Below are 12,305 nucleotides of genomic sequence, written 5' to 3' on the forward strand. Positions count from 1 at the left end.
AGACCATGGACGGCGTGACAGAGATTCGGCGCGGCACGCTTCAGGAGCAGACCTTTTACGAGCAGGTCGGCGGGGAGGAGACCTTCCGCCGGCTCGTCCACCGTTTCTACCAGGGAGTGGCGGAGGATCCGCTGCTGCGGCCCATGTATCCGGAGGAGGACCTGGGCCCGGCCGAGGAGCGGCTGGCGCTGTTCCTCATGCAGTACTGGGGCGGTCCGACCACCTACAGCGAGAACCGGGGCCATCCGCGGCTGCGGATGCGGCACGTCCCGTTCAAGGTCGACCGGGCGGCGCACGACGCGTGGCTGAAGCACATGCGGGACGCCGTGGACGAGCTGGGGCTCTCCGAGGAGCACGAGCAGACCCTGTGGAAGTACCTGACCTACGCGGCCGCCTCCATGGTCAACTCCCCGGACTGAGCGGGCCACGCCCCTCGGGCGGAGCCGCACCGCATCGCGGTCCGCCCGGACGACGGCGGGCGGGAGCGCAAGGGGTGCGGGGCGTCAGCGGACGCTGAGACCGAGGGCGCCCACGCCCGACCGCCGCACCGCGACCGACCCGTACGGCGTCCGCAGCCGCAGCCACGACCCGGACGAGAACAGCGCCTGGTCCTCGCCCCGCAGGAACCCGAGCGACTGCGCCGCGTGCACGGCGCGCACGGGCAGACCGGTGTCCGCGACCGTGCGCGACCATATCTCCCGCCCGATCCGGTCGAACTCGGCCCGGGTGCGCTGCTCGGGCGCCAGCCCCTCGGTACGGGAGCGGAACTCGGCGACCGACGCGGCGACGAGCCGGCGCAGCCGCGCGGGGTCCGGCAGACCGGGCTCGGCGCGCCAGCCGCCGCGCGGCGGGAGCACCCCGGCCCACGGCGGCCCGGTGACCGCGCCCGGCACGGCGGCGGTGGCAGCGGACTCGGCCACCGACTCCAGCAGCTCACCGGCGGAGACGGTCACGTCCAGCGTGACGTCGAGCCCGTTCTCGTACGGCTTGGCCAGCCGCGCGGCACGGATCGCCAGCACCTCGAACGAGGGGGGCCGGCCGAACACCGCGAGCGCCGTCCCGGCCGCCTGGAGGCGGACGGCGGCGCCGCGGTCGTAGTGCAGCAGCCGGGACAGGAAGGCCGCGAGATCCGCGGCCTCCCCCTCGTCGGCGAGGTGGAGCACCGTCATGCGGCGACGGCCTCCTCCTTGTCACCGGCGGTGGCGTCGTCCGTGTACTCCTCGAGGAACGCGCGCTCCTCCGCGGTGAGCCGCCGGGGACGCTGTGCCTCGAAGTCGAACGGCACGATCACCGTCGACGCGCGGACGTAGACCAGGTCGTCGTCCTTCACCTCGTAGGTGAGGGTGAAGGACGCCGCCCTGATCTCCGTGACCCACAGCTCGATGTCGACCGGGTGGTGCCGGTGCACGAGCTGCCGCTTGTAGTCGATCTCGTGGCGCGCCACCACGGACCCCTGCTGGAAGTCCTTCTCCGGGCGGAACAGGAAGTCGATGCGCGCCTCCTCCAGGTAGCGGAGGAACACCACGTTGTTGACGTGGCCGTACGCGTCCATGTCCGCCCAGCGCAGCGGGCAGCGGTAGATGTGCCGCAAGAGATCAGCCCCGGGTCAGCTTCTTGTAGGTGGCGCGGTGCGGACGCGCGGCGTCCGGGCCGAGCCGCTCGACCTTGTTCTTCTCGTACGACTCGAAGTTGCCCTCGAACCAGAACCACTTGGAGTCGCCCTCGTAGGCCAGGATGTGCGTGGCCACGCGGTCGAGGAACCACCGGTCGTGGGAGACGACCACGGCGCAGCCGGGGAACTCCAGCAGCGCGTTCTCCAGGGAGGAGAGGGTCTCGACGTCGAGGTCGTTGGTCGGCTCGTCGAGGAGCAGCAGGTTGCCGCCCTGCTTGAGGGTGAGCGCGAGGTTGAGGCGGTTGCGCTCACCGCCGGAGAGCACACCGGCCGGCTTCTGCTGGTCCGGGCCCTTGAAGCCGAACGCGGACACGTACGCCCGGCTCGGCATCTCGACCTGGCCGACGTTGATGTAGTCGAGGCCGTCGGAGACGACCTCCCACAGCGTCTTCTTCGCGTCGATGTTCTCGCGGCTCTGGTCGACGTACGAGATCTTGACCGTGTCGCCGACCTTGATGGTGCCGGAGTCGGGCTGCTCGATGCCCTGGATCATCTTGAACAGCGTGGTCTTGCCGGCGCCGTTCGGGCCGATGACGCCGACGATGCCGTTGCGCGGGAGGGTGAAGCTGAGGTCGTCGATGAGGAGCTTGTCGCCGAAGCCCTTGGTGAGGTTGCTGACCTCCACGACGACGTTGCCCAGCCGCGGGCCCGGCGGGATCTGGATCTCCTCGAAGTCCAGCTTCCGCATCTTGTCGGCCTCGGCGGCCATCTCCTCGTACCGCGCGAGACGGGCCTTGGACTTGGCCTGCCGCCCCTTGGCGTTGGAGCGGACCCACTCCAGCTCTTCCTTGAGGCGCTTCTGCCGCTTGGCGTCCTTCTGCCCCTCGACCTTGAGGCGGGCGGCCTTGGTCTCGAGGTACTTGGAGTAGTTGCCCTCGTAGCCGTGCAGCCGGCCGCGGTCGACCTCGCAGATCCACCCGGCGACGTTGTCGAGGAAGTACCGGTCGTGGGTGACGGCCACGACGGTGCCCTCGTACTTGGCGAGGTGCTGCTCCAGCCAGTTCACCGACTCGGCGTCGAGGTGGTTGGTGGGCTCGTCGAGCAGCAGCAGGTCGGGCTGCTCCAGCAGCAGCTTGCACAGCGCGACGCGGCGCTTCTCACCACCGGAGAGGTTGGTGACGGGCCAGTCGCCGGGCGGGCAGCCGAGGGCGTCCATGGCCTGCTCGAGCTGGGCGTCGAGGTCCCAGGCGTTCGCGTGGTCCAGCTCCTCCTGCAGCTTGCCCATCTCTTCGAGCAGCGCGTCGGAGTAGTCGGTGGCCATCTGCTCGGCGATCTCGTTGAACCGGTCGAGCTTGCCCTTGACCTCGGCGACGCCGTCCTGCACGTTCTCCAGGACGGTCTTCGACTCGTCCAGCGGCGGCTCCTGGAGCAGGATGCCGACGCTGTAGCCGGGCGTCAGGAACGCGTCACCGTTCGAGGGCTGCTCCAGCCCCGCCATGATCTTCAGAACGGTCGACTTACCGGCACCGTTCGGGCCGACGACACCGATCTTCGCCCCGGGGTAGAAGCTCAGGGTGACGTCGTCGAGGATCACCTTGTCGCCGTGCGCTTTGCGCGCCTTGCGCATGGTGTAAATGAACTCAGCCAAGAGAAACCGTCCGGCAACTTGAGATCTGGCAGTGGGCAGATACACCCCATCTTGCCCGACCGCCACCCCTGGGGGGAAACCCGTTCCGTCGGACCCCCCTGACCTGCGGTTTCACCCGACCGCCGCGTCAGGACACCGATACGCTCCGCAACCGCGGACGGACCTCGGCCCCGAGGCGCGTCGCACCACTTCGGCATGTCCGTCAGCGCCGGCGGGCGCACTCGGCGAGGATCACTCGCATGCTCCCGACGGCGGCGGGCATGACGGTCGACTGTGCGGACGCGTGCGAACTCGTCCGTTTCCGGAGTGAGGTGGCGGGTCGTGCCCGCCGGCCCGGAGGGCGACGCGTTCCGCGTCCTCCTGCCGGAGCCGGAGCGGGCCGCGCCGCCCCCGGTGACCGCCTGGCCGTCGGACGCACACGAGTGCCACGGCGGAGCGTCCCCTCCTCTTCCTCGACGCCGACGGGCCGCTGATCCCGTTCGGCTCGCCGCGGCCCCTCCCCGCGGCAGCCTCCGCCGACGACGGCAACCCGCTGCTCGCCCGGCTCGCCCCCGGCACCGGCGCCCGCCTCCTGGCCCTGGGCTGCACGCTCGTCTGGGCCACCACCTGGGGGAGGGGGCGAACGAGCTCGTCGCCCCGCGCCTCGGGCTGCCGCGGCTGCCGGTGCCGGAGTGGCCGGAGACCGGCGACGGGGGCGGCCTCCAGGGCCTGCACCGGAAGATCCGCCCCCTCGTCGAGTGGGCCGGCGGCCGGCCGTTCCTCCGGGCCGACGACGAGATCGGCCCCGTGGACCGTCAGTGGGGCGCCGCCGCCCATCCCGGACCGGCGCTCCCCCACCGCGTCGCCCCGGCCAGGGGCCTTGAGGACTCCGACTTCGGCGTCCTCGCCGACTGGCTCACCGCCATCGTGCGCGGTTGAGCCCGCGCCCGCCCGCGCCCGTCAGCCGTTGCGGCCGGAGGCCTCCTGCCGCTGGCGAGTGATGACCAGGCCCGCTCCGCCGAGGACGACCAGGGCTATGGCGGTACCGGCGATCCACGGAGTGGCGCTGGAGGCGCCGGTCGCGGCGAGGTTGGTCTCGGTGACCGGGGCGGCCGGCGGGGTCGGGGCCGGACCCGTGAGGGTCTGGGTCGTCGTGCCCACCTCGGCGGCCCGGGTGCGGCAGTCGAGCATCCCGGTGAAACGCTGCTGGAACCCGTCCGGACCCTCGACGGCGAAGTCGTACGGCTGGTCCTCGTTCAGCGGCACCGTCACCGTGTCGGAGGCACCGGCCGCGACGGTGTGCTCCGAGCCCGCCAGCTCGAACGTCAGCGGGGCGTCACCCCGGTTGGCGACGGTGACGTCCACACCGCCCTTGGCGCAGTTCTCGCGGGCCGAGACCGCCGGTATCGCGCCTTCCTCCGTCCAGCTCGCGCCGGCCGTCGCCGAGACGGTCGACTCGCTGGACCCGGCCAGGATCTGCGTCTGGCTGCGGCTCTCGGAGACGAAGGCGCGGCCCACCGGCACGCTCGTCGTCGCCTGCACGGTCAGCCGGGCGGTGCCCGCCTCCGCGTCCTCGGGGACCTCGACGAACAGCTTGCCGCCGTTGCGGGCGGTGGTGACCGGCTCACCGTCGGCGTCCACGATCCGTATGCCGGAGGTCGCGGCGTCGGCCGGCGGGGAGACCGTCACGCCGGCCGCGTCGGTGCGGACCGTGACCGGGCCGAGCCTCTCGCCCGGGCGGCCTGCGACGACCGGCGGGTCCAGGGTCAGCGACGCCCGGGGCTCCGCCACGTTCCGCGCCTTCTTCTCGAGGTAGTCGGCGAGCTGCTCGGCCTGCGGGTCGAGCGCCTCGACGGCCACGTCGTCGGAGTGGCGCCATATCGCCACCTGGGTGCCGGCCGCCGCGTCCTGCTCGGTGAGCTGACCCCGCACGCCCGCCTTCTTCGCGAGCGCCGCCAGGTCGTTCACCTGCGGGTAGGAGTGCTCGAGGATCCAGAGGATCCGGCCGGCGTCCTCGTTGGCGCCCAGGGAGGTGCCGCTCCAGGAGGTCTCGTGGTACTTGGCGTCCTGCTGGGTGGGGGTGTGGATGTCGACGCAGTAGGTGTGCAGCATGCCGCCGCCCTCGACGGACAGCTCGAACAGCCCCGCCGAGACCTGGGTGTCACCGGCGGGCCCGTGGATGACGGCGGCGCCGTACGTCTTGAGTCCGTCGATGGTGGCGGCCGCTCCGTTGTGCTGCGGCATCGTCCCGGTGTCACCTGCGGTGGCCGTCCCCGCACCGGCGAGCACGGTGGTGGCGACGAGCCCCGTCACCAGCGACCCCGCCGCGAGGCGGGCCGACCCACGTCCGCGCAGGCGCCGCGCGGAGAACGAAAAAGACACCGAATTCCCTTCCGAGCAGGACCCGTTGACGTGGGGGGACGGTCCCACCAGCAGAATCTCCGGCTCCGGGAACCCCCGGAGCCATGCCCGGCATCCTAAGGAGCCGTCGGACAGCGCTTGCCGGTGATCGCGCCGGAGCGATGATCCGAATCGGAATCGTTATCGCCGGAGCGACGCCGGACAGGGCTTATCGACAAATCCACACGGGATGGTTCGACACGCATCCACTGATAAGCCCCGGTTCGGACAGCGGCCGTACCGGGGGCCGCCCCTGATCTCACGTCATCACGGCGGCCCGCGAACCCGGTTGCGTCGCGTCGCTGCTTTCCGCGTCGGCTCCGGTCGTCCCGTCGGCCGGCGGTGACGGCGCCGGGTCCGTCTCCCAGGCGGGCTCGGGACGGTCCGGTACGGGGGTGGTCTCCGGGCGGGGTGCGCGGCGGAAGGCGGTGGTGCCGCGGGCGAGGTCGTGCCCGACGGACACCGCGTCGATGTCCGCCGACATCCAGCCGGGCTGCCCCTCCCGTGTCTCCGTACGCACCTTCAGCCGGCCCTGCACGATCACCGGTTCGCCCACCGACAGGGACGCCGCGGTGTTGGTGGCGAGCTGCCGGTTGGCCCACACCGTGAAGAAGTTGGTGTGTCCGTCGGCCCAGGCGTTCTTCTCCCGGTCCCAGTAGCGCGCGGTGACCGCGATCCTGAACCTCGCCGACGGCCCGGAGACCGTCTCCCGGTACACCGGCCGCGTCGCCACGTTGCCCACCACGCACACCATCGTCTCGTTCATCGCGTTTCCCTCCCTGGCCCGGCTCCCGCCGGTTCTCGCACCGGCGCCGGGCGGACACGCGTACGGGCCCGTCCCGTACGGCTGCCGTCTGGCGCGGTGGCCGCGGACCGCCTCGCGATCCGTGGTCACCGCGCCGTCAGACTGCCTCCGCCGGGCCGGGCCCCGCCGAGCGCTGTGGACCGTCCCCGCCCTGGGGAAAACTCCGCCACCCGAACGAGTGGCTTGCCTGTCCACAGCCGGACGTGCCGCCCCACGGCCGGACCTGCCGTCCCACGGTCAGACCCGCCGACCCACAGCCGGAACCGAAACGCGCCTCAGCGCCCTCCGCCGCCCACTCCCACCCCCACCACACGCCCGTACTGCTCCCGCACCTCCCGGTACCGCAGCAGCTCCGCCGCCACCGGGTCCAGCACCCGGGCCCTCCCGCAGCCCGCCGCCGCCTCCCGCAGCCGCCTCTCCGCCTCCAGCCCGTACCTCCGCGCCGGCCCCCGCGCGGCCATCCGGCAGCTCCACTCGACGAACGGTCCGCCCACGATCCCGATGACCATCAGCAGCACCGGCACGCCCAGGTTCGGCGCCATGACGCCGATGATCTGCCCGAGCAGCCACAGCCCGCCCACGAACTGCACGACCGTCATGGCCGCCTGGACGAGCACGGCCACCGGCCACCACCCCGGCCGCGGCGGACGCCCCGGCGGCAGACCCGCCCGTACGGCCAGCTCGTCGAGCGCCTCCGGCAGCCCCTGCGCCCCGCGCACCGCCGCCTCGCGCACCGCCTGGGCCCACGGCGCGGGCAGCCCGGCGGAGGCCCGGTCGGCGACCGTGCGCACCGCCTGCTCCACCCGCTGCCGCGCGGTGACCTCCTCGTCGGGCCGGCCGCCCAGCGGGACCTGGCCGGTGGCCGGCTCGCGCCGCGCCCGGCACCAGCGCCACAACCGCAGCCAGGGGGTGCCGCAGGCCCGGTTGGCGTTGCGCAGCCAGGCGCGTTCGGCCGCCTCGCCCGCCGCCGTGGCACCCACGGCGTGCGCGAGCCGGTCGGCGAACTCCTCCCGCGCCTCCTCGCTCAGCCCGGCGCGCCGGCGCGTGGCGTACGCGGGCCACAGGCGGGCGGCGGCGACGTCGACGTCGGCGGAGATCCGGCGGGCGGGGGCCCCGCGCTCGGCCACGAACCGGGCGAGCGCCTCGCGCAGGTCGCCCACCCCGTCCCCGGTGAGCGCCGACAGGGCGAGCACGGTCGTACCGGGTTCGCCGTACTCCCCCAGCACGATGCCGTCCTCGTCGAGGAGCCGCCGCAGGTCGTCCAGGACCTGCTCGGCGGCGTCGCCGGGCAGCCGGTCGATCTGGTTGAGGACGACGAACATGACCTCCGCGTGGGCCGCCATGGGGCGCAGATAGCGCTCGTGCAGCATGGCGTCGGCGTACTTCTCCGGGTCGACGACCCAGATCACCGCGTCGACCAGCCCCAGCATGCGGTCCACCTGCTCGCGGTGCTCCACCGCCGCCGAGTCGTGGTCGGGCAGGTCGACGAGGATGAGTCCGCGCAGCCGCTCGTCGGCGTCCGTCATGGCCTGCAAGGGGCGGCGGCGCAGCCGGGGCGGGATGCCGAGGCGCTCGATGAGGCTCGCCGCGCCGTCGCTCCAGCTGCACGCGATGGGGGCGGCGGTGGTGGGCCGTCGTACACCGGTCTCGGAGATCGGCACCCCGGCCAGCGTGTTGAACAGCTGCGACTTGCCGCTGCCGGTCGCGCCCGCGATGGCGACGACGGTGTGCCGGCCGGAGAGCCGGCGCCGCGCGGCGGCCTCGTCGAGCACGCGTCCCGCCTCGGCGAGGGTGCGGTTGTCGAGGCGGGCGCGGGAGAGTCCGACCAGTTCGCGCAGCGCGTCCAGCCGCGAGGCGAGCCGCGGGTCGTACGACAGCGGGGGCACCTTCCGCGGTGCCGAGGCGCGGGGTTCCGTCACGGAGGGCTGCTCCTTCGCCGCGCCGCCGTTCATCCGGCGCGCGATCAGTCCGTCGTCCCAGGCGCCGGGGGTGTCACCACGCCCGGAGCGCCCGGAGTGCCTGGAGTCCTCCGGACGCTCGCCGTGCTCGGGGTGCTCAGGGTGCTCGGTGTGGTCCTGGTCAGTGACGGCGGTCACCGGTCACCTCTCCTTCTGCAGTACGGACAACGCGGCGATGAGTTCCGGCTGGGGCTCCGCGTGCACCTCGAGCGTGTCGATCGGGGCGAGCCGGCGTTCGCGTTCGGCGTGCATGATCCGGTCGACGTGGGCGACGAGGAGCCGTCCGCCGCGGTCCCGCAGGCGCAGCGCGCCGTGGGCGCCGATCCGCTCGGCGAGCGTCTCCCCGGCGGTCCGGGCGCGGCGGCCGCCCAGCAGGACCGTGGCGACGAGGGCGGTGACCGTCTCGGGCTCGGGTGCGACGGCGCGCTCCAGCTCGCGCACCTCCTCCTCGGCGAGCTCCTCCAGTTCGCGCCGCCAGCGCCGTACGGCGAGGCCGATGCGGTGCTCGACGTTCTCCAGGGCGCTGTCGGGGGCGGCCAGTTCGGGGGCGCCGGCGGCGGGCTCGCGCCGCCAGGCCTCGTCGACGCGTTCGTCGGCGGCGGCGACGGCGCACAGCAGGAGCGCGCCGAGGCTCTCCACGAGCGTGTCGAGCAGCTCGCCCGGGGTGCAGTCGAGGGGGAAGGCGCGCCACCGCTTGAGCGCGTCCCCGGCGAGCACGGCTCCGGCCTGCAGCCGTCCCCGCACCCGCGCGTGCTCGCTGTCGTACGCGGTCTCCACGGTGGAGGTGAGGCGCAGGGCGGCGGCGTACTGGGCGGCGGCGGCGCCGGCCAGTTCGGGCAGCCGGAAGTTGAGGGAGTCGAGGACGCCGTACGCGGTACGGGCCATGACGTGCTGCCGGGCGGCCGGGTCGAGCGTCTGGTGGACGAGCCAGGTGCGCAGCGCGGCCACGGCGGTGCCGGGCAGCAGCCCGCCGCCCCAGGCGGACTCGGGCAGCTCGGGCACGGTGAAGCGGGGCACGTCGCCGAGCCCGGCCTTGGTGAGGAGGGCGCCGTACTGCCGGGACACCTCGGAGACCACCTGGTGCGGCACCCGGTCCAGCACCGTGACCAGGCTGACGTCGTACTCCTTGGCGGTGCGCAGCATGTGCCAGGGGACGGCGTCGGCGTAACGGGCGGCGGTGGTGACCATGATCCAGATGTCGGCGGCGTTGATCAGCTCTGCGGCGAGGACCCGGTTGTCGCAGACCAGGGAGTCGATGTCGGGCGCGTCGAGGAGGGCGAGGCCGGGGGGCAGGGTGTCGGCGGTCTCGACGCGCAGGACGCGCGCGGGGTCCTCGCCGGGCAGCAGCAGGTCGTCGGCCGGGTCCTGGTGGTGGGGCACCCAGACGCGGGTGAGGTCGGGCAGCACCCGCATCCCACTGAACCAGTGGTGGTCCTCCGGATGACAGACGAGCACCGGTGTCCGGGTCGTCGGCCGCAGCACCCCCGCCTCGCTGACGCGCCGCCCCACGAGCGAGTTCACCAGCGTGGACTTCCCGGCTCCGGTGGAACCCCCGACGACGGCCAGCAGGGGCGCCCCGGGGTCTTTCAGCCGCGGCACCAGGTAGTCGTCCAGCTGGGCGAGCAGTTCGTCGCGGTCGGCACGCGCGCGGGCGGCCCCCGCGAGAGGCAGCGGGAAGCGTGCGGCGGCGACACGGTCGCGCAGGGCGGAGAGTGCGTCGAGCAGCTGAGGCCGTACGTCCAAGGTCACCACATGCGAAGAATGCCCAATTTAAGGGTAATTCTGAAGCATATGGCCACGTCTGCGCGCCGACAGGACACAACCGGATGGAAGGGGCGTCTGCGGCGCGGGCACAGCCGAGGCATAACGAGTGCACAACACCCGATGCGCCAGAGGCCAAAACGAGTGCACGATTCGTACCTGCCTGCGATTATCAGGACCGCTTCACCGAACCTCCACATCGAGCCACGGAGGCGAGGCGACAGGGACAAGGATGCGGGAGCCCTATCCTTGTCTCCGGCGACGTCACGGACAGGCCCCACCGGGGCACCACGACGCCAGGCCACCACACCCGGCCCCCGTAGCTCAGTGGATAGAGCAGGCGCCTTCTAAGCGCTTGGTCGCTGGTTCGAGTCCAGCCGGGGGCGCTTAGTCGCCTGAGCTGCACCGATACAGCCCCATACCGCTGTGACGCTCCAGTCCAGCGGAGCTAGGCGAGAAGACTACGGAGATCGATCTTGCCTAGCTCCCTCCCACAGGAGGGTCACAGAGCGTGCCAGCAACACCACAACGCGAGCCGGGCAAGACGACCAAGCGGAGCCCTCTGCGCACTGCTAGGCGCACGTCTGCGCGCACGACAGACACTCAGTCACAGACGCTCACGCCCGGAGCCGTACGCGTGCTCAGGAGCGCTGAGGACGTGCGTAGCGCGATGCTCGATGAGCTAGAGCTTCACCTCAGCACGACCACCAACCGACTCGGTCGCCCCTACCAGCAGGGCACCATCCGCGCATACATGACGGGCGCTCGGACGCTGCACCGATGGATGACCGAGGCTGGTGTGGAACGAGACTTCACCGGGGTGGACACCGCGCTGCTCAACCAGTTCTTCCGCCACCACTACGAGACCCACGACGTCCCGAAGTCGCAAGACGGCAAAGGCGGATACACAGGCGGGACCTGCACACTCCAGCGAAACGTGCGCGTGCTGTTCGCATGGCTGGAGGAGGAGTACGACGTACCCAACCCGTGGCGAGACAAGAAGCTGCACCGCTACTCCGCTCCACCCACGGGCAAGCCCAAGACGCTCTCGGCCGAGTTCGTGACCGACTGCCTCAAGGCCACGGGCAACGGCAACCCACGCATCCGAGACTTCGAGACGACGCGGGACCACGCCATCCTGCGTGTGCTCACGGAGGGCCTGCGGGCCGAGGAGCTACTGAACCTCCGGGTGCAAGACCTGGACCTGCACGGACACACGCTGGTCGTCGTCCCGCTCAAGGGTGACCGCAACTCGGTGGACGGGCGCACCATCCCGATCCAGCCCAAGACGGTGAAGGCTCTCCAGCGCTACCTACGAGCGAGGGAAGAACACAGCCTGGCTCACGGTCCGTGGCTCTGGCTGGGCACGAGGAACCGTGACCGACTGCGGTACAGCGGCCTGTACCGACTCGTGAAGCGGGTGGCCGAGCAGGCCGGATACGACGCGGCCGAGGTCTCGCCGCACTCGTTCTGTCATACGTGGGCCGATGACCTGCTGTCGGCTGGCGTGTCCGGAGAGAACGTCATGGCCGTGCGCGGGTGGAAGAGCCCGGCCATGTTGAAGCGGTACGCGGCCGACCGAGCGAGCCAGCGCGCGGTGGACGCGGTGCACAAGCTGGGCGACAGGTACTAGCCCTCTGACCAGCGGCTAAGCACAGGCCGGCGAGCACACGAGTAGGCGGGTGTGGGACAGCTCAGGACTGTTCCACACCCGCCGTCGTCATTCCTCGCCGCGCACGAAGGACCCCATGCCAGGGGTGGTCATGAGTAGGCCCTCTGCGCGGAGAGCGGCCACAGCCTTGCGGGCGGTCATCTTGGCCACGCCCCACTCACCCATGATCCGCGACTCACTGATCAGGGTGTCGGGCGGATAGGTGCCGTCCGCGATCCTCGCGCGGATGGTGTCGGCGATCTGCTGCCACCTCGGCCGCTTCGGGTCCCACTGCACCTCTGCCATACCTCGGACGCTACGTACGTGTACGCGGGCAGGCATGTGCAGGTGAGGCTATAGGCAGGCATAGACAGGCATAGACTGCGGTAGCTAGTGTGACGCGGACAACACCACGAAAGAGACCCCCGCGACAGGGCGAACTGTCCGGGGGCGTGGCCGATCACCCAAGGAGTGACCGACATGCGAACCCT

The 12,305-nt window shown here is 71.9% G+C and carries 10 protein-coding genes, 1 tRNA gene and 1 pseudogene; 4 read left to right on the forward strand and 8 right to left on the reverse strand.

Annotation, left to right across the window (positions count from 1 at the left end):
• Positions 1 to 5 precede the first annotated feature (5 nt).
• The gene (locus ACWH4W_RS01110) at positions 6 to 419 is read left to right on the forward strand and encodes a globin (protein ID WP_365416101.1); all 414 of its coding nucleotides are present in this window, start codon (positions 6 to 8) and stop codon (positions 417 to 419) included.
• An 84-nt stretch (positions 420 to 503) separates the two neighbouring features.
• On the opposite strand, the gene ACWH4W_RS01115 is transcribed toward ACWH4W_RS01110, so the two are convergent.
• From ACWH4W_RS01115 to ettA, 3 genes are read right to left on the reverse strand one after another with little or no spacing between them, the layout of a single operon-like run.
• Entirely contained in the window at positions 504 to 1,169 is a 666-nt protein-coding gene (locus ACWH4W_RS01115) for a DUF8185 domain-containing protein (protein ID WP_473073984.1), read from the reverse strand.
• Positions 1,166 to 1,591 carry an acyl-CoA thioesterase gene (locus ACWH4W_RS01120; protein ID WP_106414182.1) on the reverse strand — a complete coding sequence of 142 codons (426 nt, stop codon included), beginning with the start codon at positions 1,589 to 1,591 and terminating at the stop codon, positions 1,166 to 1,168. The genes ACWH4W_RS01115 and ACWH4W_RS01120 overlap by 4 nt, the downstream gene beginning before the upstream one ends.
• A 4-nt stretch (positions 1,592 to 1,595) precedes the next feature.
• On the reverse strand, positions 1,596 to 3,260 hold the full coding sequence (gene ettA / locus ACWH4W_RS01125) for an energy-dependent translational throttle protein EttA (RefSeq protein WP_106414181.1): 1,665 nt from the start codon (positions 3,258 to 3,260) through the stop codon (positions 1,596 to 1,598).
• A 469-nt stretch (positions 3,261 to 3,729) separates the two neighbouring features.
• Here ettA and ACWH4W_RS01130 point away from each other — a divergent pair.
• Positions 3,730 to 4,178 (forward strand): annotated as a pseudogene (locus ACWH4W_RS01130) (HAD domain-containing protein).
• Positions 4,179 to 4,199: 21 nt separating this feature from the next.
• Here ACWH4W_RS01130 and ACWH4W_RS01135 read toward each other — a convergent pair.
• From ACWH4W_RS01135 to ACWH4W_RS01150, 4 genes are all read right to left on the reverse strand, one after another.
• Positions 4,200 to 5,621, reverse strand: a complete 1,422-nt coding sequence (locus ACWH4W_RS01135) for a Cys-Gln thioester bond-forming surface protein (RefSeq protein WP_473073985.1) — start codon at positions 5,619 to 5,621, stop codon at positions 4,200 to 4,202.
• A gap of 277 nt (positions 5,622 to 5,898) precedes the next feature.
• A complete protein-coding gene (locus tag ACWH4W_RS01140) occupies positions 5,899 to 6,405 on the reverse strand; it encodes a single-stranded DNA-binding protein (protein ID WP_473073986.1) in 507 nt (168 codons plus the stop codon).
• A 314-nt stretch (positions 6,406 to 6,719) separates the two neighbouring features.
• Positions 6,720 to 8,540, reverse strand: coding sequence for a YfjP family GTPase (locus tag ACWH4W_RS01145; protein WP_473073987.1), 1,821 nt, complete (start codon positions 8,538 to 8,540; stop codon positions 6,720 to 6,722).
• A gap of 3 nt (positions 8,541 to 8,543) precedes the next feature.
• Positions 8,544 to 10,154, reverse strand: a complete 1,611-nt coding sequence (locus ACWH4W_RS01150) for a dynamin family protein (protein ID WP_473073988.1) — start codon at positions 10,152 to 10,154, stop codon at positions 8,544 to 8,546.
• A 322-nt stretch (positions 10,155 to 10,476) separates the two neighbouring features.
• Between ACWH4W_RS01150 and ACWH4W_RS01155 the strand changes: the two genes are divergently transcribed.
• Both ACWH4W_RS01155 and ACWH4W_RS01160 read left to right on the forward strand, forming a co-directional pair.
• Positions 10,477 to 10,549: transfer RNA gene (locus ACWH4W_RS01155), tRNA-Arg, on the forward strand.
• 251 nt (positions 10,550 to 10,800) lie between these two features.
• The gene (locus ACWH4W_RS01160) at positions 10,801 to 11,796 is read left to right on the forward strand and encodes a tyrosine-type recombinase/integrase (RefSeq protein ID WP_473073989.1); all 996 of its coding nucleotides are present in this window, start codon (positions 10,801 to 10,803) and stop codon (positions 11,794 to 11,796) included.
• 87 nt (positions 11,797 to 11,883) lie between these two features.
• Here ACWH4W_RS01160 and ACWH4W_RS01165 read toward each other — a convergent pair whose 3' ends face one another.
• A complete protein-coding gene (locus ACWH4W_RS01165) occupies positions 11,884 to 12,120 on the reverse strand; it encodes a GntR family transcriptional regulator (RefSeq protein WP_473073990.1) in 237 nt (78 codons plus the stop codon).
• Between the last annotated feature and the right edge of the window lie 185 nt (positions 12,121 to 12,305).

The sequence above is a fragment of the Streptomyces sp. DSM 120436 genome (genome assembly GCF_055778765.1).

Excerpts from the sequence above, each read along its gene's own strand:
- ACWH4W_RS01115 (WP_473073984.1), bottom strand. The coding sequence starts at position 1,169 with ATGACGGTGCTCCACCTCGCCGACGAGGGGGAGGCCGCGGATCTCGCG.
- ACWH4W_RS01110 (WP_365416101.1), top strand. The coding sequence starts at position 6 with ATGGACGGCGTGACAGAGATTCGGCGCGGCACGCTTCAGGAGCAGACC.
- ACWH4W_RS01140 (WP_473073986.1), bottom strand. The coding sequence starts at position 6,405 with ATGAACGAGACGATGGTGTGCGTGGTGGGCAACGTGGCGACGCGGCCG.
- ACWH4W_RS01165 (WP_473073990.1), bottom strand. The coding sequence starts at position 12,120 with ATGGCAGAGGTGCAGTGGGACCCGAAGCGGCCGAGGTGGCAGCAGATC.